The 24,468-nt window shown below is 72.2% G+C and carries 20 protein-coding genes; 14 read left to right on the top strand and 6 right to left on the bottom strand.

Annotation, left to right across the window (positions count from 1 at the left end):
• Nucleotides 1–72: 72 nt before the first annotated feature.
• Nucleotides 73–849 carry an amino acid ABC transporter ATP-binding protein gene (locus ACMATS_RS10830; protein WP_390778424.1) on the bottom strand — a complete coding sequence of 259 codons (777 nt, stop codon included), beginning with the start codon at nucleotides 847–849 and terminating at the stop codon, nucleotides 73–75.
• A 252-nt stretch (nucleotides 850–1,101) separates the two neighbouring features.
• Between ACMATS_RS10830 and ACMATS_RS10825 the strand changes: the two genes are divergently transcribed.
• Nucleotides 1,102–1,806, top strand: a complete 705-nt coding sequence (locus tag ACMATS_RS10825) for a response regulator transcription factor (RefSeq protein WP_414167801.1) — start codon at nucleotides 1,102–1,104, stop codon at nucleotides 1,804–1,806.
• Between the two features lie 15 nt (nucleotides 1,807–1,821).
• Nucleotides 1,822–3,237 carry an ATP-binding protein gene (locus ACMATS_RS10820; protein ID WP_390778422.1) on the top strand — a complete coding sequence of 472 codons (1,416 nt, stop codon included), beginning with the start codon at nucleotides 1,822–1,824 and terminating at the stop codon, nucleotides 3,235–3,237.
• Here the strand turns inward: ACMATS_RS10820 and ACMATS_RS10815 are convergent.
• Nucleotides 3,227–4,225: a TAXI family TRAP transporter solute-binding subunit gene (locus tag ACMATS_RS10815; RefSeq protein WP_414167800.1), complete on the bottom strand. Its 999-nt coding sequence runs from the start codon at nucleotides 4,223–4,225 to the stop codon at nucleotides 3,227–3,229. The genes ACMATS_RS10820 and ACMATS_RS10815 overlap by 11 nt on opposite strands.
• Nucleotides 4,226–4,340: 115 nt before the next feature.
• Between ACMATS_RS10815 and miaB the strand changes: the two genes are divergently transcribed.
• On the top strand, nucleotides 4,341–5,834 hold the full coding sequence (gene miaB, locus ACMATS_RS10810) for a tRNA (N6-isopentenyl adenosine(37)-C2)-methylthiotransferase MiaB (protein ID WP_414167799.1): 1,494 nt from the start codon (nucleotides 4,341–4,343) through the stop codon (nucleotides 5,832–5,834).
• Between the two features lie 76 nt (nucleotides 5,835–5,910).
• Complete coding sequence (locus tag ACMATS_RS10805; RefSeq protein WP_390778419.1) at nucleotides 5,911–6,621, top strand: class III extradiol dioxygenase subunit B-like domain-containing protein; 711 nt, start codon at nucleotides 5,911–5,913, stop codon at nucleotides 6,619–6,621.
• 58 nt (nucleotides 6,622–6,679) lie between these two features.
• Here the strand turns inward: ACMATS_RS10805 and ACMATS_RS10800 are convergent, their stop codons facing one another.
• Together ACMATS_RS10800 and ACMATS_RS10795 are read right to left on the bottom strand one after the other, a co-directional pair.
• Nucleotides 6,680–6,925, bottom strand: a complete 246-nt coding sequence (locus ACMATS_RS10800) for an antitoxin (RefSeq protein WP_390778418.1) — start codon at nucleotides 6,923–6,925, stop codon at nucleotides 6,680–6,682.
• Between the two features lie 33 nt (nucleotides 6,926–6,958).
• Nucleotides 6,959–7,213 carry a hypothetical protein gene (locus tag ACMATS_RS10795; RefSeq protein ID WP_390778417.1) on the bottom strand — a complete coding sequence of 85 codons (255 nt, stop codon included), beginning with the start codon at nucleotides 7,211–7,213 and terminating at the stop codon, nucleotides 6,959–6,961.
• A gap of 183 nt (nucleotides 7,214–7,396) precedes the next feature.
• Between ACMATS_RS10795 and miaA the strand changes: the two genes are divergently transcribed.
• The 6 genes from miaA to hflX all read left to right on the top strand — a co-directional run bounded on the left by miaA (nucleotide 7,397) and on the right by hflX (nucleotide 15,413).
• Nucleotides 7,397–8,335 carry a tRNA (adenosine(37)-N6)-dimethylallyltransferase MiaA gene (gene miaA / locus ACMATS_RS10790; protein WP_414167798.1) on the top strand — a complete coding sequence of 313 codons (939 nt, stop codon included), beginning with the start codon at nucleotides 7,397–7,399 and terminating at the stop codon, nucleotides 8,333–8,335.
• A gap of 108 nt (nucleotides 8,336–8,443) precedes the next feature.
• A complete protein-coding gene (locus tag ACMATS_RS10785) occupies nucleotides 8,444–8,917 on the top strand; it encodes a hypothetical protein (RefSeq protein WP_390778465.1) in 474 nt (157 codons plus the stop codon).
• 46 nt (nucleotides 8,918–8,963) lie between these two features.
• Complete coding sequence (gene dapF / locus ACMATS_RS10780) at nucleotides 8,964–9,851, top strand: diaminopimelate epimerase (protein WP_390778415.1); 888 nt, start codon at nucleotides 8,964–8,966, stop codon at nucleotides 9,849–9,851.
• A gap of 173 nt (nucleotides 9,852–10,024) precedes the next feature.
• Nucleotides 10,025–12,145 carry a RelA/SpoT family protein gene (locus ACMATS_RS10775; protein ID WP_391150602.1) on the top strand — a complete coding sequence of 707 codons (2,121 nt, stop codon included), beginning with the start codon at nucleotides 10,025–10,027 and terminating at the stop codon, nucleotides 12,143–12,145.
• Nucleotides 12,146–12,298: 153 nt separating this feature from the next.
• Nucleotides 12,299–13,774 (top strand): M1 family metallopeptidase, encoded by a 1,476-nt coding sequence (locus ACMATS_RS10770; protein ID WP_414167797.1) that lies wholly within the window; start codon nucleotides 12,299–12,301, stop codon nucleotides 13,772–13,774.
• Nucleotides 13,775–13,910: 136 nt separating this feature from the next.
• A complete protein-coding gene (gene hflX / locus ACMATS_RS10765) occupies nucleotides 13,911–15,413 on the top strand; it encodes a GTPase HflX (protein ID WP_390778412.1) in 1,503 nt (500 codons plus the stop codon).
• A gap of 71 nt (nucleotides 15,414–15,484) precedes the next feature.
• Here the strand turns inward: hflX and ACMATS_RS10760 are convergent, their stop codons facing one another.
• The gene (locus ACMATS_RS10760; protein ID WP_390778411.1) at nucleotides 15,485–16,687 is read right to left on the bottom strand and encodes a trypsin-like serine peptidase; all 1,203 of its coding nucleotides are present in this window, start codon (nucleotides 16,685–16,687) and stop codon (nucleotides 15,485–15,487) included.
• Between the two features lie 261 nt (nucleotides 16,688–16,948).
• Here ACMATS_RS10760 and ACMATS_RS10755 point away from each other — a divergent pair, with 261 nt between their 5' ends.
• The 4 genes from ACMATS_RS10755 to ACMATS_RS10740 are packed head-to-tail and all read left to right on the top strand — an operon-like array spanning nucleotide 16,949 to nucleotide 22,978.
• Nucleotides 16,949–18,184, top strand: a complete 1,236-nt coding sequence (locus ACMATS_RS10755) for an aminotransferase class III-fold pyridoxal phosphate-dependent enzyme (protein ID WP_414167796.1) — start codon at nucleotides 16,949–16,951, stop codon at nucleotides 18,182–18,184.
• Nucleotides 18,185–18,204: 20 nt separating this feature from the next.
• Entirely contained in the window at nucleotides 18,205–20,133 is a 1,929-nt protein-coding gene (locus tag ACMATS_RS10750; RefSeq protein ID WP_414167795.1) for an IucA/IucC family protein, read from the top strand.
• Entirely contained in the window at nucleotides 20,130–20,939 is an 810-nt protein-coding gene (locus tag ACMATS_RS10745) for a GNAT family N-acetyltransferase (RefSeq protein WP_390778408.1), read from the top strand. The genes ACMATS_RS10750 and ACMATS_RS10745 overlap by 4 nt, the downstream gene beginning before the upstream one ends.
• A 59-nt stretch (nucleotides 20,940–20,998) precedes the next feature.
• Nucleotides 20,999–22,978, top strand: a complete 1,980-nt coding sequence (locus ACMATS_RS10740; RefSeq protein ID WP_414167794.1) for an ATP-dependent DNA helicase — start codon at nucleotides 20,999–21,001, stop codon at nucleotides 22,976–22,978.
• Nucleotides 22,979–23,104: 126 nt separating this feature from the next.
• Here ACMATS_RS10740 and lexA read toward each other — a convergent pair whose 3' ends face one another.
• Entirely contained in the window at nucleotides 23,105–23,890 is a 786-nt protein-coding gene (gene lexA, locus ACMATS_RS10735; protein ID WP_336412785.1) for a transcriptional repressor LexA, read from the bottom strand.
• Between the last annotated feature and the right edge of the window lie 578 nt (nucleotides 23,891–24,468).

Below are 24,468 nucleotides of genomic sequence, written 5' to 3'. Positions count from 1 at the left end.
ACAGCGAGGAGAAGCACAAGGGAGGTTTGGAACGGACCGTCCGCAGAAGGGCGGAGGGCTCGGGCGGAGCGGTCAGTGGTGCAGGATCTTCGAGAGGAAGTCCTTGGCGCGGTCGCTGCGGGGGTTGCTGAAGAACTGGTCCGGGCGTGCTTCCTCGACGATCCGGCCGTCCGCCATGAAGACCACCCGGTGGGCGGCGGAGCGTGCGAAGCCCATCTCGTGGGTGACGACGACCATCGTCATGCCGTCCCGGGCGAGCTGCTGCATGACTTCCAGCACCTCGTTGATCATCTCCGGGTCCAGGGCCGAGGTCGGCTCGTCGAAGAGCATCACCTTGGGATCCATGGCCAGTGCGCGGGCGATGGCGACCCGCTGCTGCTGTCCGCCGGAGAGCTGGGCGGGGTACTTGTCCGCCTGGCCGCCCACACCGACCCGCTCCAGCAGGCTCCGGGCGGCGGCCTCGGCCTCCCTGCGGTCCTTCCTGCGGACCTTGGTCTGCCCCAGCGTCACGTTCTCCAGAACCGTCTTGTGGGCGAAGAGGTTGAAGGACTGGAAGACCATCCCCACATCCGCCCGCAGCCGCGCCAGTTCCTTCCCCTCCTGGGGCAGCGGCCGGCCGTCGACGGTGATGGAGCCCGAGTCCGTGGTCTCCAGCCGGTTGATCGTCCGGCACAGCGTCGACTTCCCCGACCCCGAGGGGCCGATGACCACCACGACCTCACCGCGCGCGATGGTCAGATCGATGTCCTGGAGCACATGCAGCGCGCCGAAGTGTTTGTTGACCTTGCTCAGGACGACCAGTGCATCCGCGGCAGGAGCCGCGTCCTTGGTCACCGATACCTCGCTCATCGGCGTTCCTCGCTCCGTCCTCCTCGGTTGGGGAGGACCCTAATGAGCCGCAACGACCAGCGTCATTACATCTGAGCTGAAATTGAGCATAACGATCCGGCTTCGAGCGGACACCATGTGGACACAAGGTCTCCTGCCGTACAGGGGTACCGGCTGCATAACGGAAGGCCCCCGGCGGGCAGAACCCTCTTGACGCACCGGGCATCCATCGGCGTGGATGCGGTGTTGCCGCACCAGCCGCGCGGAGGGCCGATGAGACTGCTGCTCGTGGAGGACGACGATCATGTCGCCGCTGCCCTGTCGGCCGTCCTCGCCCGGCACGGCTTCGACGTCACCCACGCCCGCAGCGGCGAAGAGGCGCTCCAGGCCCTGCTGCCCGCGACGGGCGTGCCGTTCGGAGTCGTCCTGCTCGACCTCGGGCTGCCCGGCCAGGACGGCTTCGAGGTCTGCGACAGGATCCGCAAACGCACGGCCACGCCCGTCATCATGGTCACGGCCCGGGCGGACACCCGCTCGAAGATCCACGGCCTCAACCTCGGAGCCGACGACTACGTGGTCAAGCCCTACGACACCGGGGAGTTGCTCGCCCGCATCCACGCCGTCGCCCGGCGCACGCCGCCCGCCGAGAGCCCCCCGGCCGGGCAGCACGACCCCGGCGGGCCGAACGCGCTGCGGCTGGGGCCCGTCACCATCGAGGTGCCCACCCGCCGTGTCGCCGTGAACGGCACCGCCGTCCCGCTCACCCGCAAGGAGTTCGATCTGCTGGCGCTGCTCGCCCAGCGACCCGGAGTGGTCTTCCGGCGCGAGCAGATCATCAGCGAGGTGTGGCGCACCAGTTGGGAGGGGACCGGACGCACGCTCGAGGTGCACGTGGCCTCGCTCCGCTCCAAGCTGCATATGCCCGCGCTCATCGAGACGGTCCGGGGCGTCGGCTACCGGCTCGTCGTCCCGGCGTGAGGGCCGTACCCGCCCGTGCGCACCAGACTGCTGCCGCTGCTCATCGTCCTTATGGCAGGCGTGCTGCTCGCCCTCGGCCTGCCGCTCGGCGCCGGCATGGCCGCCGTGCAGCAGCAGCGCGTGGTCGTCGACCGCATCGACGACACCGCCCGCTTCGCCGCGCTCGCACAGTTCGTCACCACCAGCGCCCTCGAACCCGCTGCGGCGGCGGACGAACGGCTGCGCACCCTGCAGGCCGAACTCGCCCGCTACCAAGACCTCTACGGCATACGGGCCGGTGTCTTCTACCGCAACAGCAAGGCCATGGCCGTCGCCCCCGCCGACTGGTCCGTACCGCCCGCCGGGGAGGGCGGCCAGGCCTTCCAGGAGGCCCTCGCGGGCCGTCGCAGCCACGACCCCCAGCAGGTCTGGCCCTGGCGGCCCAGCCGGCTCACCGTCGCGTCGCCCGTCATCCGGGACGGCGACGTCGTCGCGGTCGTCGTCACCGACTCGCCCACCGGGAGGCTGCGTTCGCGGATCATGCACCGCTGGCTGGTGCTCGCAGCCGGTGAGACCGCGGCCATGCTGGTGGCGGTCGGGGCCGCCTTCCGGCTCACCGGATGGGTGCTGCGCCCGGTCCGCACCCTCGACGCGGCCGCCCACGGCATAGCCACGGGCCGGATGAACTCCCGGGTGGCCGCCGACTCCGGACCGCCCGAACTGCGCCGCCTGGCCCGGTCGTTCAACGAGATGGCCGACAACGTCGAGAACGTCCTGGAACAACAGCGGGCGTTCGTCGCCGACGCCTCGCACCAGCTCCGCAACCCGCTCGCCGCACTGCTGCTGCGCATCGACCTGCTGGCGCTCGACCTCCCCGAGAGCCACGACGAGGTGGTCTCCGTGCGGACGGAGGGACAACGGCTGGCACACGTCCTGGACGACCTGCTGGACCTTGCACTGGCCGAGCACGCCGACGCCGATCTGCAGGTGACCGACATCGCCGAGCTCGTCCACGACCGGCTGGACGCCTGGACCCCCGTCGCCGTCCGGGAGCGCGTCGCGCTCGCCTGCCGCGGCCCCGCCGCGGTGACCGGCTGGGCCGATCCGATCGCCCTCTCCAGTGCGCTCGACGCGGTCGTCGACAACGCCCTCAAGTTCACGCCTGCGGAGGCCCGCGTCGAAGTCGTCGTCGAGGCCGCGACCGACCGCATCACCGTCACCGTCGCCGACGAGGGGCCCGGCCTGGCCGACGACGAACTCGCCCGCATCGGCGACCGCTTCTGGCGCAGCAGCCGGCACCAGAACGTCTCCGGATCCGGTCTCGGCCTGTCCATCTCGCGCGCCCTCCTGGCCGCGGGCGGCGCCACCCTCTCGTACGCCCGGAACGATCCCCGCGGACTGCGGGTGACCATCACCGTGCCGCGCACGGCGGGGGAGGACGTCAGGGCTTGACCGACACGTAATAGCGCCGCGCACCCGCGTGCAGCTGCACCGGGTCGGTGAAGACGGCCGTCCGGAGGTCCACTTTCTGTGCCGCGTGGACGTACGTGCCGATGCGGTCGCGGCTTCGGATGACCGTCCGGGTGATGCCCTCGGTGAGCTCCGGGTCGGTGCTGTCCAGAGTCAGCAGGAGGTTCGCCACCGCGATGGTGTTCACCGCCCCGGCGGCGTGCAGCTCCGGATAGGCGTCCACCGGCATCACAGCGGCCCGGTAGAAACGCATCTGAGGGCCCTGAGCGTGCAGCGGGCCGACCAGGTCGCCGAGCTGGACCAGCCGGACGGGCGTTCTCTTGCCGAGCGATCCGATGGCGGTGGTGGGCAGCCCGCCGGACCAGAAGAACGCATCCAGCTCGCCGCTCTCCAGCAGCGCGATTGCTTTGTCGAGGCCGACCCGCACGGGCCTGACGTCCCTGTCGAAGTCGAGCTGCGCAGCGGCCAGCAGCCGTCGGCTGATCAGCTGGACGCCCGACTCGTCGGCGCCCACCCCGATGCGCAGCCCCTTCAGGTCCCGCGCGGACTGCACCGGCGAGTCCTTGCGGACCACGAGGTGTATGTAGTCGTCGTACAGCCGCGCGCACGCGCGCAGGCGGTGGGCACCCGGCTGCTCCTCGTCCAGGTAGGCGGCCACCGCGTCGGAGGCAGCCAGGACGAAGTCGGCCCTGCCCGACGTGAGCAGCCGGATGTTGTCGGGCGAGCCCCGGCTGTAGCGGATGGTGACGTCCAGATCGGGCAGGTCCCGCGCCAGATCCTCTTTCAGGAGCGTGCCGTACTTCGCGTACACGCCACTCGGGGCGCCCGTCGCAACGGAGATCCGCCCGCCCGGCACCGGCCGCCGGTCCGACGGCAGCAGCCACCACACCAGCAGCACGAGCACCGCAGCGGCCACCGCGCCCGTCCTCAAGAGGCAGCGCCTGGCCGGATGCGGTGGTCGGGGAGCCATGGGCGGATCCTGCCAGTCCGCCCGGCGGCCGGGAAGAGCAGAGAAGGGGCGGGGAGGGGCCGGGCCGACGGAAGAGGCGAGCTGTCCGGACGACCACGTACCCTGGTCGATTGAGATGAGTGCGAAGACATACGAGGTGCGCACCTACGGGTGCCAGATGAACGTCCATGACTCCGAGCGGCTGTCCGGCCTGCTGGAGGATGCGGGCTACGTCCGCGCGCCCGAGGGCACCGCCGAGGGTGACGCCGACGTCGTCGTCTTCAACACCTGCGCGGTGCGGGAGAACGCCGACAACAAGCTGTACGGCAATCTCGGCCGGCTGGCCCCGATGAAGACGAAGCGGCCCGGCATGCAGATCGCCGTCGGCGGCTGCCTCGCCCAGAAGGACCGCGACACCATCGTCAAGCGGGCCCCCTGGGTCGACGTGGTCTTCGGCACGCACAACATCGGCAAGCTGCCTGTCCTGCTGGAGCGCGCCCGCGTCCTGGAAGAGGCGCAGGTCGAGATCGCCGAGTCGCTGGAGGCGTTCCCCTCGACGCTGCCGACGCGGCGCGAGAGCGCGTACGCGGCCTGGGTGTCCATCTCCGTCGGCTGCAACAACACCTGCACGTTCTGCATCGTCCCGGCGCTGCGTGGCAAGGAGAAGGACCGCCGCCCCGGCGACATCCTCGCCGAGGTCGAGGCGCTCGTCGCCGAGGGCGTCAGCGAGATCACCCTCCTCGGTCAGAACGTCAACGCCTACGGCTCCGACATGGGCGACCGCGAGGCGTTCTCCAAGCTGCTGCGCGCCTGCGGCCAGATCGAGGGTCTGGAGCGCGTCCGCTTCACCTCGCCCCACCCGCGCGACTTCACCGACGACGTGATCGCCGCCATGGCCGAGACGCCGAACGTGATGCACCAGCTGCACATGCCGCTCCAGTCCGGCTCGGACACCGTCCTCAAGGCGATGCGCCGCTCGTACCGCCAGGAGCGCTTCCTCGGCATCATCGAGAAGGTGCGCGCCGCCATGCCGGACGCCGCCATCTCCACCGACATCATCGTGGGCTTCCCCGGCGAGACCGAGGAGGACTTCGAGCAGACCATGCACGTGGTCCGCGAGGCCCGCTTCGCGAACGCCTTCACCTTCCAGTACTCCAAGCGCCCCGGCACGCCGGCCGCCGAGATGGACGACCAGATCCCCAAGGAGGTCGTGCAGGCGCGCTACGAGCGTCTGGTGGCCCTCCAGGAGGAGATCTCCTGGGAGGAGAACAAGAAGCAGGTCGGCCGCACGCTGGAGGTCATGGTCGCCGAGGGCGAGGGCCGCAAGGACGACGCGACGCAGCGGCTGTCCGGCCGGGCCCCCGACAACCGCCTGGTGCACTTCACCAAGCCCGCCGAGCCGGTCCGCCCGGGCGACGTGGTCACCGTCGACATCACCTACGCCGCCCCGCACCACCTGCTCGCCGAAGGCCCGGCCCAGGCCGTGCGCCGCACGCGCGCGGGTGACGCGTGGGAGAAGCGCAACGCCGCGGAGGCGGCCAAGCCGCAGGGCGTGATGCTGGGCATCCCGGCCATCGGCGCCCCCGCTCCCTCCCCGGCCCCGGCCTCCGCCGGCTGCGGCTGCGACTGATCCGCTCAGGCCGATTCCGCCCCGTCACCCGGCCCGCCACGGCGGAGCCCGGGCGGCGGGGCGTATCGTTCGCCGCATGCTCGTCGCCGCCGCCGTATGCCCCTGTCCGCCGCTCCTCGTCCCGGAGGTGGCCGCCGGTGCCGCGGCCGAGCTGGACGGGCTGCGAGCCGCCTGTCTCGACGCCGTGGCCGTGCTCGCCGCTGCTCGTCCCGACCGGCTGGTCGTCGTCGGGCCCGCCGGACCGGAGGGCCGCAGCACGCACCCGCAGGGCGCGGTCGGTTCGTTCCTCGGCTTCGGCGTGGACGTGCAGGTGCAGCTCGGGACCGGCGGACCGGCCGGCGAGCGCGAGCTGCCGACGTCCCTGGCCGTGGCCGCCTGGCTGCTGGGGCGCACGGGCTGGTCGGCCGCGCCCGTGGAGGGCCTGGCGGTCGAGGAGCCGCTGGAGCCCGGACGCTGCCTGGAGCTGGGCCGGGAGCTGGCCGACGGCGCGGCGCGCACGGCACTGCTGGTGATGGGCGACGGCAGCGCCTGCCGGAGCCTGAAGGCCCCCGGCTACCTCGACGAGCGCGCCCGGCCCTTCGACGCGGAGGCGGCACGCGCCCTGGGAGCCGCCGACACCGCCGCACTGGCCGCGCTGGACGCACGGCTGGCCGCCGAGCTCCAGGCCGCCGGACGCGCCCCCTGGCAGGTGCTCGCGGGCGCGGCCGAGGGCACCGGGCTGAGCGGCGCGCTGCTCCACGACGAGGCGCCGTACGGCGTGGGCTACCTGGTGGCCGCCTGGTCCTGAGGGCGGACATGGCGACGGCCGTGGAGCACCCGCTCCACGGCCGTCCGCCGACGAGGTCTCAGGAGGTTCCGGAGCCCGTACCGCTGCCCTTCTCGCCGCCCTCGGCGAGTCGGCCGAGAGCGTCCTTGGCCTTGCCCGTGCCGGTCTCGATCTGGCTGCTGTACTTGCCCTTGGTCTTCTCGTCGACCGCCTTGGCAGCCTTCTCCAGCCCCTGCTCGATCTTGCCCCCGTGCTGCTGCGCGAGGTCTGCCGCCTTGTCCTTGAGCGGGTCGAGCTTCGCCTTGAGATTGTCCAACAGGCCCATGGAAACCGCCTTCGTCTTTCCTCGTTCAAGCCGTCATTTGCGGGCGCTCTCCCCGGCTTCGCTGTCGGCCGCCTGGTCCGCGGACTGCTGCTTCGGGATGTCCACTCCCTCGGCAGCCTCGTCCTCGGCGCCGCCCTCGGCCTCGGCCGCCTGCTCCGGGGCTGCCTCCTCCGGCTTCGCTTCGGCCGTCTCGGCGGCGTCGGCGGATTCCGCCGTCAGAGTGGCAGTCGCGGCCTCTTCCGTTGACGCCGAGGACGACTTGCGGCGAAACCTTGAAAACACGCCCATATCTACTCCATAACCTTACTGGTGTGAGCGAAATCCCGCGCCGTCCGGAGCGCCTCATTGCGCCGCTCCCGGACACCGGTCCGTGAACCGGCTCTCGGAACCTCGCAACAGGCAACGAGGCCGTCGGCGTCGCGTCACGTCGCTCGTTCGTGGGGCACTCCCGATGTTTGGGACACTGAACCGGTGAAAAACGCAGTTCCCGCACCCCGGGTCATCGCCGTCGTCGGTCCCACGGCGGCCGGCAAGTCCGATCTGGGCGTGGCCCTGGCCCAGCACCTCGGCGGCGAGGTCGTCAACGCCGACTCCATGCAGCTCTACCGCGGCATGGACATCGGCACCGCCAAACTCACCGAGGCCGAGCGGCAGGGGGTGCCGCACCGCCTGCTCGACATCTGGGACGTCACGGAGACGGCCAGCGTCGCCGAGTACCAGCGCCTGGCCCGCGCGGAGATCGACCGGCTGCTCGCCGAAGGACGCACCCCCGTGCTCGTCGGCGGCTCGGGCCTCTACATCAAGGGCACCATCGACGCCCTCGAGTTCCCCGGCACCGACCCGGCCGTCCGGGCCAGGCTGGAGGGCGAGCTGGCGGAGCTCGGCCCCGGCGCCCTGCACACCCGGCTGGCCGCCGCCGACCCGGACGCCGCCCGCGCGATCCTGCCCGGCAACGGCCGGCGCATCGTGCGCGCCCTGGAAGTCATCGAGATCACCGGCCGGCCCTTCACCGCGAACCTGCCGGGCGAGCGCCCCGTGTACGACGCCGTGCAGATCGGTGTCGACGTCGAGCGGCCCGAGCTGGACGAGCGCATCACACTGCGGGTGGACCGCATGTGGGAGGCCGGACTCGTGGACGAGGTGCGGGCGCTGGAGCGCGAGGGGCTCCGCGAGGGACTCACGGCCTCCCGCGCGCTCGGCTACCAGCAGGTGCTCGCGTTCCTCGCGGGGGAGTGCACCGAGGACGAGGCGCGCGCCGAGACCGTACGCGCCACCAAGAGGTTCGCGCGCCGCCAGGACTCGTGGTTCCGCAGGGACAGCCGGGTCCTGTGGCTGAACGGTGCCGCCGACCGGCGTGCGGAACTCCCGCAGAAAGCGCTGGCGTTGGTCGAACGGGCGATTACAGCCTGATCACGTGATGGCATCGGGACGCTCCGGGCGACATGACGGACCGTCCGGGCGTGCCATCATCAAGCTTCGATCGAGCCGTGAAGTCCGAGTCTGGGAGGGCGCGTGGCGATGGAGGCCGGCCCTCGCGACAGACCGCAGCAACCGCAGCGCGGAGGGCACCCCCCGGTGGCCGGGGGAGAGCCGGAAGCGCTGACGCCGGACGGCCCCGAGGACGTGCCCGGGAGCGTGCCGGAGAGCACGGTGCCCGCGTCGTTCCGCGAGCTGCGCCCGCAGCGCAGGCTGCGTCTGTGGCAGCTCGCACCGATCGTCGTGCTCGCCGCCGTCGGCTCGCTGATGTTCGCCTTCCCGCTGGCCTTCGAGTTCGGCGACGGCGGCCCTGTCGTCGCCATGCTGGGCCTGCTGCTCAGCTGCTGCGCCGCGGGCTGGGGCGTGATGGCCGCGCGCCGCGTGGGCTACACCTGGCCGGGCCTTCCGCCGCGCGGCTCCGGCCGCCGGCCGGACTGGCGGTACGTGGGCATGTACACCGTCATGGTGGCCGTCATGGTCGTGCTCGCCGTCTGGCGGGTGGCCCGCCTGCGCTGACCGCCCGGCTGCGGGGGCTGTCACAGGCGCCTCGTACCATCTAAGGGTGAGCACTGCGCAGATCGCCTTCCTCAAGGGCCACGGCACCGAGAACGACTTCGTGATCGTCCCCGACCACGAGGGCCGCATCGAGCTGTCCCCGGCCGACGTCGCCCGGCTGTGCGACCGCCGTGCCGGCATCGGCGCCGACGGCGTCCTGCGGGTCGTCCGGTCCGCCGCGCACCCCGAGGCGCACGCGATGGCCGGCGAGGCCGAGTGGTTCATGGACTACCGCAACAGCGACGGCAGCATCGCCGAGATGTGCGGCAACGGCGTCCGCGTCTTCGCCCGCTACCTCGAGCAGGCAGGCCTCGCGGAGGCCGGCGACCTCGCGATCGCGACCCGTGCCGGCATCCGGCAGGCCCACATAGCCAAGCCGGGCCCCTCCGGCGAGCCGGGCGGGATCACCGTCACCATGGGCCGCGCCCTGCTGCCCGAGGGCGAGGTCACGGTCACCGTCGGCGAGCGCACCTGGCCCGCGCGCAACGTCAACATGGGCAATCCCCACGCCGTCGCCTTCGTCGGCGATCTCACGGACGCGGGAAACCTGTTCACCGCCCCCCTCGTCACCCCGGCCGCCGCCTACCCGGACGGCACCAACGTGGAGTTCGTCGTCGACCGCGGCCCGCGCCACGTCGCCCTGCGCGTCCATGAGCGCGGCTCCGGCGAGACGCGCTCCTGCGGCACCGGCGCCTGCGCGGTGATGGTCGCGGCCGCCCGCAGGGACGGCGCCGATCCGGCGGTCACCGGCACCCCGGCGACGTACACCGTGGACGTGCCCGGCGGACGCCTGGTCATCAGCGAGAGCCCGGACGGGACGGTCGAGATGACGGGTCCCGCAGTGATCGTCGCGGAGGGCGTGTTCGACGCCTCCTGGCTGTCGGCCGCCGGCTGACGCCCCTGCACGAACGGCGCCCCGGCACCGGGTTCCGGTGCCGAGCTCCCTCGAATGGGTGATCCGTTTCACTCTGGGCGAGAGCGGGTCAGCGGTGCGTGATGGGCTCGGTAGCATCAAGCACCGGTCCGGAGGCGCGAGCCGACCGCCGGTCGACGCTGCCGGAGGTGCCCATGAGCGCAGAGGCCACGAACGCAGGTGCTCCCGGCCGCAGGCGCGGCCGTCGCATCGACCTGAGACGGCTCGGGCGCGCCGCGCTGAGCGGCTCCGGGGCCCGCGGCCGCCTCCCCGACGCCATCGACCACGTCGCCAAGGTCCACCGCAGCCACCACCCCGGCGCCGACCTCGACATCCTGCGGCGCGCGTACGTCCTGGCCGAGTCCTCCCACCGCGGCCAGACCCGCAAGAGCGGCGAGCCGTACATCACCCACCCCCTCGCGGTCACCCTGATCCTGGCCGAACTGGGCGCCGAGACGACGACGTTGACGGCCTCCCTCCTGCACGACACCGTCGAGGACACCGAGGTGACGCTCGATCAGGTGCGTGAGCACTTCGGGGAGGAGGTCCGCTTCCTGGTTGACGGCGTCACCAAGCTGGAGAAGGTCGACTACGGCGCCGCTGCCGAGCCGGAGACCTTCCGCAAGATGCTCGTCGCCACCGGCAACGACGTCCGTGTGATGTCCATCAAGCTCGCCGACCGGCTGCACAACATGCGCACCCTCGGCGTGATGCGCCCCGAGAAGCAGGCCCGTATCGCCAAGGTCACCCGCGACGTACTGATCCCGCTGGCCGAGCGGCTGGGCGTGCAGGCGCTCAAGACGGAGCTGGAGGACCTGGTCTTCGCGATCCTGCACCCCGAGGAGTACGCCCGCACCCGTGAGCTCGTCCTCGCCCATGCGGGCCGCCCGGATCCCCTGGAGGCGACCGCCGGGAGCGTACGGGCCGTCCTGCGCGAGGCGGGCATCAGTGCCGAAGTCGTCGTCCGCCGCCGCCATTTCGTCTCCGTGCACCGGGTGCGTCTGAAGCGGGGCGGGCTGAGCGGGTCCGACCTGGGGCGGCTGCTCGTCCTCGTCGCCGAGGACGCCGACTGCTATGCGGTCCTCGGCGAACTGCACACCTGCTTCACGCCGTTCATCTCGGAGTTCAAGGACTTCATCGCCGCTCCCAAGTTCAACCTCTACCAGTCGCTGCACACGGCGGTGGCGGGCGACGGCGGCCAGGCGGCCGAAGTGCTCATCCGCACGCACCAGATGCACCGCGTCGCAGAGGCCGGCGTCGTCGCCCTGGGCAATCCCTATGCGGCTCCGGAGGCGCCCGACGCGGCCGACGGCGAGCGCGCCGACCCGACCCGCCCGGGCTGGCTGTCCCGCCTGCTGGAGTGGCAGCGTGCCACCCCCGACCCCGACACCTTCTGGTCCTCCCTGCGCGACGAGCTGGCCCAGGACCGCGAGATCACCGTCTTCCGGGCCGACGGCGGCACGATCGGCCTCCCGGCCGGCGCGAGCTGCATCGACGCGGCCTACGCGCAGCACGGCGCCGATGCGCATGGCTGCATCGGCGCCCGCGTCAACGGCCGCCTGGCGACGCTGAGCACGGTCCTGCACGACGGCGACACCTTGCACCTGCTGATGTCCCGGGACACTTCTTCGGGCCCCGCTCCCGACTGGCTCGACCACGCCCGCACCCCGGCGGCCCGCATCGCCATCGGATGCTGGCTCGCCACCCACCCGCTGCCGGACCCTGCAGCACCCCCGGCCCCGCCCGTGCCCCCGAAGCCTGCTCCGCGCACCGCTGCCCCCGCGGCCCGCAGGCCGGTCGCCGTCGTCGCCGAGGGCGCGGCGCTGGCGGCCGCGAGCGTGCGCCTCGCGGGCTGCTGTACGCCCGTACCGCCGGACGAGGTGACCGGCTTCGCCGTGCGCGGCGGGGCGGTGACCGTGCACCGTGCGGAGTGCCCTGCAGTGGCCCGGATGGTCACTGCAGGGCGTGAACGGGTGACCGTGCAGTGGCGCACTCCGGACGGTGAGGGCGGCGGCGACTACCGGGTCACGCTGCGAGCCGAATCGTTCAGCAGGCCGCATCTGCTCGCCGATCTGACCGAGGTGATTGCGGCTGAGGGCGCAGCCGTCATCTCGGCCGCCGTCGAGCCGCCGCACGAGCAGCGTGTGCGGCACACCTACACCCTCCAGCTGCCGGACGCAGCACAACTGCCCGAGCTCATGCGTGCCATGAAGCGGGTGCCGGGCGTCTACGACGTGGAACGGGCCGGACGGACGGTGGCCACGGCGCAGTTGTGACCCGGAACGGAGCCCTGAGCCCGGGGCCGACGGCCCTCCGGGCGTCTTCTCGCGAGTCAGTAAATCGTCGTACGACCATTTGAGACGCTCATATGGGTGTGGCGGCGTCGTGGCGCCACGGTGCGGTGTCCGCCCGCTGGTAGCCGTGGACGCATGCCGCACTCACCCGGGACGCCCTCCCGGCGGCGCCGGTGGTTGTGCCGCCGTGCCGCCGCCCTCGTCGTCGCTGCCGCCTTCCTGATCGGGGCGACCGACCCGCCGTCCGTGGCGGCAGTGGGAGTCGACGACCGGCTGTTCCCGAACCTGGGCAACCCCGGCTACGACGTCGCCTCGTACGACCTCTCCTTCGACTACCGGGCCAAGGACCAGCCGCTCGACGCCGTCACGACGATCGTCGCCAAGGCCACCGCACCGCTGGGCCGCTTCAACCTCGACTTCGCCCATGGCACGGTCCGTTCGGTCCAGGTCGACGGCGCGCCCGCGACCTTCGCCCCCGTCCAGGAGGACGTGGTCGTCTCCCCGGCCCAAGCGGTCCCGCAGGGTGCGACGTTCACCGTGACCGTGCACCACACCAGCGATCCGCGCGGCAACACCGATGCGGGGTGGGTGCCCACGACCGACGGGCTGGTCATGGCGAATCAGCCCGACGGCGCCCACCGGGTCTTCCCCGGCAACGACCACCCGTCCGACAAGGCGCTGTTCACCTTTCACGTCACCGCCCCGAAGGACCTGACCGTGGTGGCCAACGGCCTGGCCGTCGGCCGCACCACACAGGGCGACCGCACGACATGGACGTACCGCACCGTCCACCCCATGGCCACCGAGCTCGCGCAGATCTCCATCGGGCACTACGCCGTCCCCCAGCGCACCGGACCGCACGGGCTGCCCGTCCGGGACGTCGTGCCGGCCGAGGGCGCCGGGACGCTGGAGCCCTGGCTGGCGAAGACGCCGGACCAGATCGTCTGGATGGAGCGGAAAACGGGCCCGTACCCCTTCGAGAACTACGGGCTGCTCGTCGCCGACGCCTCCACCGGATTCGAGCTGGAGACGCAGACCCTCTCCCTCTTCGAGAGCGGCATGTTCAGCCGGGCCGGCGTCCCGCCCTGGTACATCGAATCGATCATGGTGCACGAGCTGGCCCACCACTGGTTCGGCGACAGCGTCAGCCCGCGCACCTGGTCCGACCTCTGGCTGAACGAGGGCCACGCCACCTGGTACGAGGCGCTGTACGCAGAGGAGCGCGGCGGCACGAAGCTGGACGACCGGATGCGGGTCGCCTACCAGCTCTCCGATCAGTGGCGGGTCGAAGGAGGGCCGGTCGCCGTTCCCAGGCCGCCCGTCCAGGGCAACAAGGAGGGCATCTTCCGGCCCAACGTCTATGACGGCGGTGCGCTGGTCCTCTACGCCCTCCGCCAGCGCATCGGTGCCCCCGCCTTCGACCGGCTGGAGCGCGAGTGGGTCGCCCGGCACGCCGACGGCACGGCCTCGACCGCCGACTTCACCGCCCTCGCCACCGAGGTCTCCGGGCAGGACCAGGCGGCCTTCCTGAACACCTGGCTGTACGGCGAGCGGACCCCGCCCATGCCCGGCCACCCGGACTGGAAGGCGGCCACGCCGAAACTCGCGTGACGGTCCGGCGGCGACCGTGGGACCATCGACGGGTCGGCGAGGCCGCCGGCCCCGGGAATCTCCGGGGGTCACCGGGCGTTGTCGACGCTGAGAGCTCCCGTCCGGGGGCAGTCACCGATCATCACGTAAGGATCAAATGACCTCCTCTTCTTCCCTTCCCCAGGACCGGCAGGACCGGCAGAGCCTCCCGGAGAGCCTTCGGGCCGACGCCCTGATGGAAGAGGACGTCGCCTGGAGCCACGAGATCGACGGGGAGCGCGACGGCGACCAGTACGACCGCTCCGAGCGCGCGGCGCTGCGCCGCGTCGCGGGGCTCTCCACCGAGCTGGAGGACGTCACCGAGGTCGAGTACCGGCAGCTGCGCCTGGAGCGCGTGGTGCTGGTCGGCGTCTGGACGTCGGGCACGGTCCAGGACGCCGACAACTCCCTGGCCGAGCTCGCCGCCCTCGCCGAGACCGCGGGCGCCCTCGTCCTGGACGGTGTCGTCCAGCGCCGCGACAAGCCGGACCCGGCCACGTACATCGGCTCGGGCAAGGCGCAGGAGCTGCGGGACATCGTCCTTGAGTCGGGCGCCGACACCGTGGTCTGCGACGGTGAGCTCAGCCCCGGCCAGCTCATCCACCTCGAGGACGTCGTCAAGGTCAAGGTGGTCGACCGCACCGCCCTGATCCTCGACATCTTCGCCCAGCACGCCAAGTCCCGTGAGGGCAAGGCGCAGGTCTCCCTGGCGCAGATGCAGTACATGCTGCCGCGGCTGCGCGGCTGGGGTCAGTCGCTCTCCCGGCAGATGGGTGGTGGCGGCTCCGGTTCGTCCGGGGGCGGCATGGCCACCCGTGGTCCCGGTGAGACCAAGATCGAGACGGACCGGCGGCGGATCCGCGAGAAGATGGCGAAGATGCGCCGGGAGATCGCGGAGATGAAGACCGGCCGTGACATCAAGCGCCAGGAGCGCCGACGGAACAAGATCCCGTCCGTCGCCATCGCCGGTTACACCAACGCCGGCAAGTCCTCCCTGCTCAACCGGCTCACCGGTGCGGGCGTGCTGGTGGAGAACGCCCTGTTCGCCACCCTGGACCCGACCGTGCGCCGGGCCGAGACGCCCAGCGGGCGGCTGTACACCCTCGCGGACACCGTCGGGTTCGTCCGGCACCTGCCGCACCACCTCGTCGAGGCGTTCCGCTCCACCATGGAGGAGGTCGGCGACTCCGACCTGATCCTGCACGTGGTGGACGGCTCGCACCCCGCGCCGGAGGAGCAGCTGGCCGCCGTGCGCGAGGTCATCCGCGACGTCGGTGCGGTCGACGTGCCCGAGATCGTCGTGATCAACAAGGCGGATGCGGCCGACCCGCTCGTCCTGCAGCGGCTGCTGCGCATCGAGAAGCACTCGATCGCGGTGTCGGCGCGGACGGGCGAGGGCATCCAGGAGCTGCTCGCGCTGATCGACTCCGAGCTGCCCCGGCCCGCCGTCGAGATCGAGGCGCTCGTGCCGTACACCCACGGCGCCCTGGTCGCGCGGGCCCACGCCGACGGCGAGGTGCTCTCCGAGGAGCACACCCCGGAGGGGACCCTGCTCAGGGCGCGGGTGCACGAGGAGCTCGCGGCCGAGCTCCAGAGGTACGTCCCGGCGGCCCGTTCCTGAGCGGACCGACGGAAAAGGAGGGGCACCCCGACGCGGTCGGGGTGCCCCTCCTTCATGTCACCTGCGGGTGACTACTGGTTGACGAACTTCTGGCTGATGGCGTCGTAGACGCCCTTCGCCTCGGGGCCCAGGTGCGGACCCGCCAGCCACGTGCTGTTGGCCGGGCCGATCGAGGTGTTGGAGACCAGCACCGCCTTGCCGTCCGGGCCCTGGGTGAACCAGCCGCCGCCGGACGAACCGCCGGTCATCGTGCAGCCGATGCGGTACATCGTCGGCTGCGCCGGGTCGAGGCTCAGTCGGCCCGGACGGTCGACGCAGTCGTACATCTTCTGACCGTCGAAGGGCGGAGCGGCCGGGTAGCCCCAAGCGCCCATGCTCTGGAGCGACTTCACCTGCGGGACGTCGAAGTCGACGGTCAGGGCGTTGCCGACCGTCTCCTCGAGGGACTTGCCGGAGCCGGCCTCGGGCTTCACGTGCAGCACGGAGAAGTCGTACGGGGCGCCCGCGCCGCCGGTCTCGGCGCCCTGGCTGATCCACTGCGAGGAGGTCTGGGCCCAGTCCGCCCAGTACACGCCGTACGGGGCGACGTCCTGCACCGGGGCGCTGTTGACCTGCGCGCCCGGGAGGCCCTTGTCGTTGTAGGACGGCACGAAGGCGATGTTGCGGTACCAGCCGCCCTTCTGGCCGGCGTGCACGCAGTGACCCGCGGTCCACACCAGGTTGGACTTGCCGGGGTGCGCCGGGTCCTTGACGACCGTGCCCGAGCAGACCATGTGGCCCTCGGGGCTGTCGAAGAAGACCTTGCCGACCGGTGCCGCATTGTTGTGGTACGGCAGGTCGACGGACTTGGCCTGGACCGGGGACGGCTCGGGGTCGGTGACGCCCTGGTCGCCGGAGGACCCGGGGACGGTGCCCGGAGCGCTCTGCTTGGCCAGCGTCTTGTCGCTGGAGTGGGCGTCCTTCATCGTGTCGGGCTTCCAGTGGCCCTTGATGACGGGGTTGATGAAGTCCCGGGCCTCACGCAGCCACTGGTCCTTGTCCCAGTTCTTCCAGGCCCCGTCCTGCCACTTCTTCTTCCACTTCTGGATGTCCGCGGCGGAGGTGGGGAGACCCTTGGGCAGCTGGACGCTGTCGTCACCCTTCTGGCTCGCTGCCGCACTGGAGCTGTCGCTGCCCGCGGCCTTGTCGTCGGACGGGCCGCATGCGGTGGCGGTCAGCGCCAGCGCTGCGGTGAGGGCGGCCGCGGCCAAGGCCGACCTGCGGTTCGATGGCATGGAGTGGGTCCCCCTGAGTCATCTGTACGTGTTGTTGCGAATGCCTGCCGAATGCGGGCATTTGATGTGAACTTGTCATGCGAAACCCGGTGAAGGGCAGGGCCCTACTATGCCGGTGCCGTGGGAGACGGGTGCTGCCGGGTCCTCGGTTCCGGTTCGAAGGATCTTGTGCCCGAGCCGTGATCCGCAGCGCGCGGCGTCGTTGGTACGCACGGGGGACAGTCGGCCGGAGACCAGCGGCGGAAGAGAGGACCCGGAGCCGTGGCCTTGACCCAGCTACCGTCTGCGGTGCCGTCCGAGGCGTCGTCGTCCGCGCCGTTCGCCGCTCGTACGTATGCCCGCTCACTGCCCGTCGTCCCGGTGCGGGCCCGTGGACTGACGATCGAGGGGGCGGACGGCCGCCGTTACCTCGACTGTCTCTCGGGAGCGGGCGCCCTCGCGCTCGGCCACAACCATCCCGTCGTCCTCGAGGCCATCCGCTCCGTGCTCGACTCGGGTGCCCCGCTCCATGCTCCCGGACTCGCCACTCCCGTCCAGGACGCCTTCACCGGCGAGCTGTTCGCCACTCTGCCGCGCGGCCTGGCGGAGTCGGGCAGGGTCCTGTTCTGCGCGCCGGGCGGCAGTGACGCCCTCGACACCGCGGCCCGGCTCGTGCGGTCCGCGACCGGGCGGGACGGGCCCCTCCTGGCCCGTCGGCCGGAAGGCCCGTGCGACGCCCCCGGCGGACCGGAGCCCGCGGGGATCCTCGTCGAGGCCGTCCAGGGCCGGGACGGCGTACAGCCCGCACCGGACGCCTGGCTGCGCCGGGTACGGGCGGACGCCACCGCCCGCGCCCTCCCGCTCGTCGCCGACGAGACCGAGACCGGAGTGGGCCGCACCGGAGCCTTCTGGGCAGTCGGGCACAGCGGGATCGTCCCCGACGTGATGGTGCTGTCCAAGGCCATCGGCGGCAGCCTGCCGCTCGCCGTCGTCGTCCACCACGACAGCCTCGGCTCCGGACAACCCGCCGACCCCGCGGGCCTCTTCCGCGGCAACCAGCTCGCCATGGCCGCGGGAACGGCCACCTTGCGGTACGTCAGAGAGCACGGTCTGGCCGAGCGGGCGGCGGTGCTCGGCGAGCGCCTGCTGAACGGACTGCGCCCGCTGGCCCACGCGTACGGATGCGTGCAGGACGTCCGCGGGCGAGGACTCATGATCGGCGTCGCCTGTGCGGACCCGGAGGCACCGAACGATGCAACCGGCCGCTCAGCCGCACTCGCACAGGCCGCCACAGTGCAACAGGAGTGCCTGCGCCGCGGACTGATCGTCGAACTGACCGGCCGGTGCTCCTCCGAGATCCGCCTCATGCCGCCCCTCACCATCACCGACGAACAGGCGGACGCCGTGCTCGACCGGCTGTCCGACGCCATCGCCACGGTCTCCCGCACAAGCCGCCGCATCCCCACCCCCCGAACGCCGAAGGAGGCAGGCGCCGCATCCCCGGCCCGCAGGCCGTGACCCATGCACGCCGCACACCCATGAGCGCATCTCCGTACGCCGATGCGGCCACCGTCGGCCTCGCACCGGACGCACAGCCGTCGGCCCCTGTGACGACCGTGCCCCGTCCCGCAGCCCCTCACGATCCTCCGCCGCACGGTGTGCCCGACCCCCTGGACCACCCCGACCCGGCCACCGCGGCGGATGCCGCCGCCACCGAGAACCTGCTGCGCTGCTGGGTACGCGAGAACGGGGTCGCCCAGCCGCACGGCGACACCCTGTACGTACCGCTCACCGCCGGCGGAACCGTGCTCCAGGTGCCGGTGCACTACTGGTCCGTCACCGGATGGCACCGCTTCGGGGCACCCGTGCTCGGCGGGTGCCCCGACGACGCCCCGCCCCTCGATGCCGTCACACTGGCCGCCCTGCTCGGCCGGGAGGCCGCACACCACGCGGCACGCAAGGACGAGCCGCCCGTGCAGGACGGCGCCGGACTCGTCGGCCGCGTCGTCGACTCGATGCACCGCACCGCCGGATTCCTCGCCGGCCGGCGCGCCCGGCCGGCCGACCCGGACACCGGTCACCTCTTCCTGCACGGCGAGCAGTCCCTGATCCTCGGTCACCCGCTCCACCCCGCACCCAAGAGCCGCGAAGGGCTCGCCGAGTCCGAGGCGGACGACTTCTCACCGGAGTCGAGAGGATCGTTCCCGCTGCACTGGTTCGCCGTCCACCGCTCCGCGCTGGCCGCCGAGTCGGCCTGGACCGAGCGCGGCCGCGGCGTCGACGCCCCCACCCTGACGGCCCGTCTCGCCGGACCGGCCCTGGAGGCCGAACTCCCGCCCGACACGGCCGCCCTGCCGCTCCACCCCTGGCAGGCCCGCACCCTGCGCCGCCGCCACGACGTGGCCCGGCTCTTCGCCGAGGGCCTGCTCCACGACCTCGGGGCGAGCGGCGAGCCGTGGTTCCCCACCTCCTCCGTGCGCACCGTGCACCGGCCCGGCGCCCCCGCGATGCTGAAGCTCTCCCTCGGCCTGCGCATCACCAACTCGCGCCGGGAGAATCTCCGCAAGGAACTGCGGCGCGGCGTCGAGGTGCACCGGCTGCTGCGCAGCGGACTCGCCGAGCGCTGGCGCACGGCCTGCACGGGCGGGCTCGGCTTCGACATCGTGCGGGACCCCGCCTGGCTCGCGGTGGACACTCCCGACGGGACGCCGGTGCGCGGGCTGGACGTGGTCGTCCGGCACAACCCCTTCGGCCCCGGGGACGACGCCGCGTGCGTCGCGGGCCTCGTCTCGCCCCGCCCGTGGCCCGGCCGGACGACGCCCTCCGGACAGCCTGCGGTCTGCTCGCGGCTCGCCCACATCGTCGCCGGACTGGCCCACCGGACCGGGCGGCCGGCGGGCGCCGTCTCCGCAGAGTGGTTTCTCCGCTATCTGGACGCGATCGTGCGGCCGCTCCTCTGGCTCGACGGCGAGGCGGGCATCGCCCTGGAGGCGCACCAGCAGAACACCCTGGTGCTCCTGGACCGCGACGGCTGGCCCGTCGGCGGACGCTACCGCGACAACCAGGGCTACTACTTCCGTGCGTCCCGGCGGGCGGAGCTGGAGCAACGGCTCCCCGGCATCGGCCGCGACAGCGACACGTTCGTCCCCGACGAGGTGGCCGACGAGCGCTTCGCGTACTACCTGGGCGTCAACAACATCCTCGGTGTGGTCGGGGCGTTCGGCTCCCAGCACCTCGCCGACGAACGGATCCTGCTCGCCGCCCTCCGCCGCTTCCTGCAGGACACCTGCACCGGGCCCGCCCCCACCCGGTCCTCCCTCCCCGGGCACCTGCTCGGCTCCGCCGCACTGCGCTGCAAGGCCAACATGCTCACCCAGCTGCGCGGGCTCGACGAGCTCGTCGGCCCGGTCCAGACGCAGTCGGCGTACGTGACGATCGCCAACCCCCTCGCCATCCCCGCCGGATGAGCGCCGCAACCCCCGGCCCCGGGGTGAACGGGGCGGAAGGCACCGCAGGAACCGTCGGAGAAGGCGACACGCTCGAACTGCGAACGGCCGACGCGTTCACCGACGAGCTGGTCCACGTTCTGACGCAGGAGTTGCAGCAGGGAGCGACGCAGCAACAGGACGAGGCACAGGGCGGCGACTTCATCGAACTCATCGCCTGCGACCGCCCGAGCACCCCGGCCGCCGGCCGCGGCCCGGACCTCCTGGACGGCCTGGCCGAGTGGGGCCCCGTGAGCACCGGGGAGGGGCCCTTCCAGCTCGTCCCCGTGCGCGTCGAGCGCGACCTGCCACTCGTCGCACAGTGGATGAACGATCCGGCCGTCGCCGCCTTCTGGGAGCTCGCGGGGCCCGAGAGCGCCACCGCGGACCACCTCCGGGCCCAGCTCGACGGCGACGGGCGGAGCATCCCCTGCCTCGGCGTGCTGGGCGGCGTCCCCATGAGCTACTGGGAGGTCTACCGCGCGGACCTCGACCCCGTCGCCCGGCACTACCCGGCGCGCCCGCACGACACTGGACTGCACCTGCTGATCGGCAGGGTGGCCGACCGGGGCCGGGGCATCGGCACCGATCTGCTGCGCAGGGTCGCCGACCACGTCCTGGACCACCGGCCCTCGTGCACCCGGGTCGTCGCGGAGCCCGACCTGCGCAACACCGCCTCCGTCGCCGCCTTCCTCGGCGCGGGCTTCCGGCTCACCCGGGAGATCGAGCTGCCGGGCAAGCGCGCGGGGCTGATGATCCGCGACCGTGCCCTGCGGGGTCTGCTCTGACCTCGGCGTTCTCCGTTCGGCAGCCCGATGTCACTGCGGCCCCTTAGGCTGGCTGCGCTATGACTTCCTCCTCCTCGCCCTCCCTCACCGACCTGCTGCACGCCGCCGTCTCCGCCGTCGGCGGCACCGAGCGGCCCGGTCAGGTCGCCATGGCCGAATCCGTGGCGGAAGCCATCGAGGACGGTTCCCACCTGCTCGTCCAGGCCGGCACCGGCACCGGCAAGTCGCTCGGCTATCTCGTGCCCGCCCTGGCCCACGGCGAGCGCGTCGTGGTCGCGACGGCGACGCTCGCGCTCCAGCGCCAGCTCGTCGAGCGCGACCTCCCGAGGACGGTCGACGCGCTGCACCCGCTGATGCGCCGCCGCCCGGAGTTCGCCATGCTCAAGGGCCGGTCCAACTACCTGTGCCTGCACCGGCTGCACGAGGGCGCACCCCAGGACGAGGAGGACGGCCTCTTCGACGTCTTCGAGTCCGCCGCTCCGACGAGCAAGCTCGGCAAGGACCTGCTGCGGCTGCGCGACTGGTCGGACGACACCGAGACCGGCGACCGCGACGACCTGACCCCGGGCGTCTCCGACCGCGCCTGGTCGCAGGTCTCCGTCACGTCCCGGGAGTGCCTGGGTGCCTCGAAGTGCGCCTACGGCGCCGAGTGCTTCGCCGAGGCGGCCCGCGAGCGGGCCAAGCTCGCCGACGTCGTCGTCACCAACCACGCGCTGCTGGCCATCGACGCCATCGAGGGCGCCCCGGTGCTGCCGGGCCACGAGGTGCTGATCGTCGACGAGGCCCACGAGCTGGTCTCGCGCGTCACCGGCGTCGCCACCGGTGAGCTCACCCCCGGTCAGGTCAACCGCGCCGTGCGCCGGGCGGCGAAGCTGGTCGACGAGAAGGCCGCGGACGCCCTGCAGACCGCGTCCGAGAGCTTCGAGCGGCTGATGGAGCTGGCCCTGCCCGGCCGCCTGGAACAGCTCCCCGAGGACCTCGCCCACTGCCTGATGGCCCTGCGCGACGCCGCGCGCACGGTCATCACCGCCATCGGCAACACCCGCGACAAGTCCGTCCAGGACGAGGACGCCGTCCGCAAGCAGGCCCTCGGCGCCGTGGAGAACGTCCACGCGGTCGCCGAGCGCATCGTGCAGGGCTCCGAGTACGACGTCGTCTGGTACGAGCGGCACGACCGCTTCGGGGCCTCGCTGCGCGTGGCGCCGCTCTCGGTATCCGGTCTGCTGCGCGAGAAGCTTTTCAACGAGCGCTCGGTGGTCCTCACCTCGGCCACGCTCAAGCTCGGCGGTGACTTCAACGGGGTGGGGGCCTCGCTGGGCCTGGCCCCCGAGGGCACTGCGGGCGAGGACCAGCCGCAGTGGAAGGGCGTGGACGTCGGCTCGCCGTTCGACTACCCCAAGCAGGGCATCCTCTACGTCGCCCGGCACCTGTCCCAGCCGGGGCGCGAGGGCAGCCGCACCGACATGCTCGACGAACTGGCCGAACTGATCGAGGCCGCGGGCGGGCGGACGCTGGGCCTGTTCTCCTCGATGCGGGCGGCGCAGGCCGCTGCGGAGGCGCTGCGCGGGCGGCTGGACATGCCGATCCTGCTGCAGGGTGAGGAGACGCTCGGGGAGCTCATCCGCACCTTTGCCGGGGACGCCCGGACGTGCCTGTTCGGCACGCTGTCGCTCTGGCAGGGCGTTGACGTCCCCGGGGTGAACTGCCAGCTGGTGGTGATGGACCGGGTGCCCTTCCCGCGCCCCGACGATCCGCTGATGAGCGCCCGGCAGCAAGCGGTGGAGGAGGCCGGCGGCAACGGCTTCATGGCCGTGGCCGCGACGCACGCGGCGCTGCTGATGGCACAGGGCGCGGGCCGTCTGGTGCGGGCGGCGGGGGACCGGGGGGTGGTCGCGGTGCTGGACCCGCGCCTGGCGACGGCCCGCTACGGATCCTTCCTCCGGGCCTCGATGCCCGATTTCTGGTACACCACGGACCGCAATCAGGTGCGCCGCTCACTGGCGGCCATCGACGCGGCGGCGAAGGCCGCGGAGAGCTAGGGCCCTGTCCGAGCAGGCCCCAGGGCCTGCTCCGGGCCGCCGAGCGGCCCCGGGCGCGGCCTCCTGGGAGCACGGGCGAGCCCCGGAACCGGCGCAGTGGTTCCGGGGCCCGGTCTCTCGGGGCTTTCACACCCGGCGCAGTACGGCCACGACCTTGCCGAGGATGGTCGCCTCGTCGCCGGGGATGGGCTGGTAGGAAGCGTTGTGCGGCAGCAGCCAGACGTGGCCGTCCTCGCGCTTGAAGCGCTTGACGGTGGCTTCGCCGTCGAGCATGGCCGCCACGATGTCGCCGTTCTCCGCGACGGGCTGACGGCGCACCGTCACCCAGTCGCCGTCGCAGATCGCGGCCTCGATCATGGAGTCGCCGACGACCTTCAGGACGAACAGCTCGCCGTCGCCCACGAGTTGGCGCGGGAGGGGGAAGACGTCCTCGACGGACTCCTCGGCCAGGATGGGGCCGCCGGCGGCGATCCGGCCGACGAGGGGGACGTAGGAGGCGGCGGGCTTGCCGGTGGTGTCGGTCGGCTGGGTGCTCGGCTGGTCGGAGCCGCGCACCTCGTAGGCGCGGGGGCGGTGCGGATCCCTGCGCAGGAAGCCCTTGCGTTCCAGGGCCATCAGCTGGTGGGCCACGGAGGAGGTGCTGGAGAGCCCCACCGCCTGGCCGATCTCGCGCATGGAGGGCGGATACCCGCGGCGCTGGACGGAGTCCCGGATGACCTCGATGACACGGCGCTGCCGGTCCGTGAGGCCGGAGCTGTCCGCCCGGATTCCTGGTGGGCGTCCGGGGAGCGAGCGGGCCGGCTTCTGCCCCTCGGGGTTCATGGCTGCGTCATTCATCGGGTGCGTCTGGTCGAGTCGGTTCTGGGAGCGGTCCTGGGCGGTGATGGTGGCGCTGTCTGCGGTGGTGGTCACGTCGGCCCCTCTCGAGATGTTCTCCCTAGCTGGACAACGGTAGTTGCTTTCGAAAGGTTGCGCCAAACACACGTTCGAGTGAAATATCGCGGATCGGCTGACGCGATCAGGCGGCAGGGTGTACGGGCGGAGATCGATTCCACCCATTACGGTACTCTTCGGTCCGAAGTCCGCCGGTTCGCGGAGGGCCGCCGGCCGGGTGGCTCCGACCGCGGACCGATCCGTTCCGGCGGGGTTGCGGCCGGATTGCGGCCGGAACCGCCCGGGCCTCGCGGCGGTGCGCGCGGGGCGCCGCGCCGCCGGGTCCAGTGTGGCATCCGAAGCTCCCCGGGCATGCCCCGAGGGCCCCTCGCGTAGGCTCGTGTCCTGCCTCCACGGCGCGACACGCGCTGAGGGTCATTGGCCGCCCGGCACCAGATCTAGTGGTTTGATTGCGACGGCTACCCACAAGTTGTGGTCGACGGTCCTCCCCCGGTCAATTCCGGTCGCGGCCATCGCCTATGCTGGGGGCTGCTTCGCGGGGCCCCTCACGGGGTCCGCCGAAGCGGAGATCGTGCACAGTTGTCTCGAGGTTTCTC

It is taken from the genome of Streptoverticillium reticulum (assembly GCF_047456005.1).
Classification (GTDB): domain Bacteria; phylum Actinomycetota; class Actinomycetes; order Streptomycetales; family Streptomycetaceae; genus Streptomyces; species Streptomyces reticulum.
This window is presented reverse-complemented; position numbering and strand designations above follow the sequence as displayed.

Bases quoted from the DNA above. Each gene is read 5' to 3' on its own strand.
- ACMATS_RS10750 (WP_414167795.1), top strand. From the start codon at position 18,205: ATGAGCGCATCTCCGTACGCCGATGCGGCCACCGTCGGCCTCGCACCG.
- ACMATS_RS10745 (WP_390778408.1), top strand. From the start codon at position 20,130: ATGAGCGCCGCAACCCCCGGCCCCGGGGTGAACGGGGCGGAAGGCACC.
- ACMATS_RS10825 (WP_414167801.1), top strand. From the start codon at position 1,102: ATGAGACTGCTGCTCGTGGAGGACGACGATCATGTCGCCGCTGCCCTG.
- ACMATS_RS10740 (WP_414167794.1), top strand. From the start codon at position 20,999: ATGACTTCCTCCTCCTCGCCCTCCCTCACCGACCTGCTGCACGCCGCC.
- ACMATS_RS10805 (WP_390778419.1), top strand. From the start codon at position 5,911: ATGCTCGTCGCCGCCGCCGTATGCCCCTGTCCGCCGCTCCTCGTCCCG.
- ACMATS_RS10800 (WP_390778418.1), bottom strand. From the start codon at position 6,925: ATGGGCCTGTTGGACAATCTCAAGGCGAAGCTCGACCCGCTCAAGGAC.
- ACMATS_RS10775 (WP_391150602.1), top strand. From the start codon at position 10,025: ATGAGCGCAGAGGCCACGAACGCAGGTGCTCCCGGCCGCAGGCGCGGC.
- ACMATS_RS10785 (WP_390778465.1), top strand. From the start codon at position 8,444: ATGGAGGCCGGCCCTCGCGACAGACCGCAGCAACCGCAGCGCGGAGGG.
- ACMATS_RS10760 (WP_390778411.1), bottom strand. From the start codon at position 16,687: ATGCCATCGAACCGCAGGTCGGCCTTGGCCGCGGCCGCCCTCACCGCA.
- hflX (WP_390778412.1), top strand. From the start codon at position 13,911: ATGACCTCCTCTTCTTCCCTTCCCCAGGACCGGCAGGACCGGCAGAGC.
- ACMATS_RS10770 (WP_414167797.1), top strand. From the start codon at position 12,299: ATGCCGCACTCACCCGGGACGCCCTCCCGGCGGCGCCGGTGGTTGTGC.
- ACMATS_RS10795 (WP_390778417.1), bottom strand. From the start codon at position 7,213: ATGGGCGTGTTTTCAAGGTTTCGCCGCAAGTCGTCCTCGGCGTCAACG.
- miaB (WP_414167799.1), top strand. From the start codon at position 4,341: ATGAGTGCGAAGACATACGAGGTGCGCACCTACGGGTGCCAGATGAAC.
- ACMATS_RS10815 (WP_414167800.1), bottom strand. From the start codon at position 4,225: ATGGCTCCCCGACCACCGCATCCGGCCAGGCGCTGCCTCTTGAGGACG.
- ACMATS_RS10830 (WP_390778424.1), bottom strand. From the start codon at position 849: ATGAGCGAGGTATCGGTGACCAAGGACGCGGCTCCTGCCGCGGATGCA.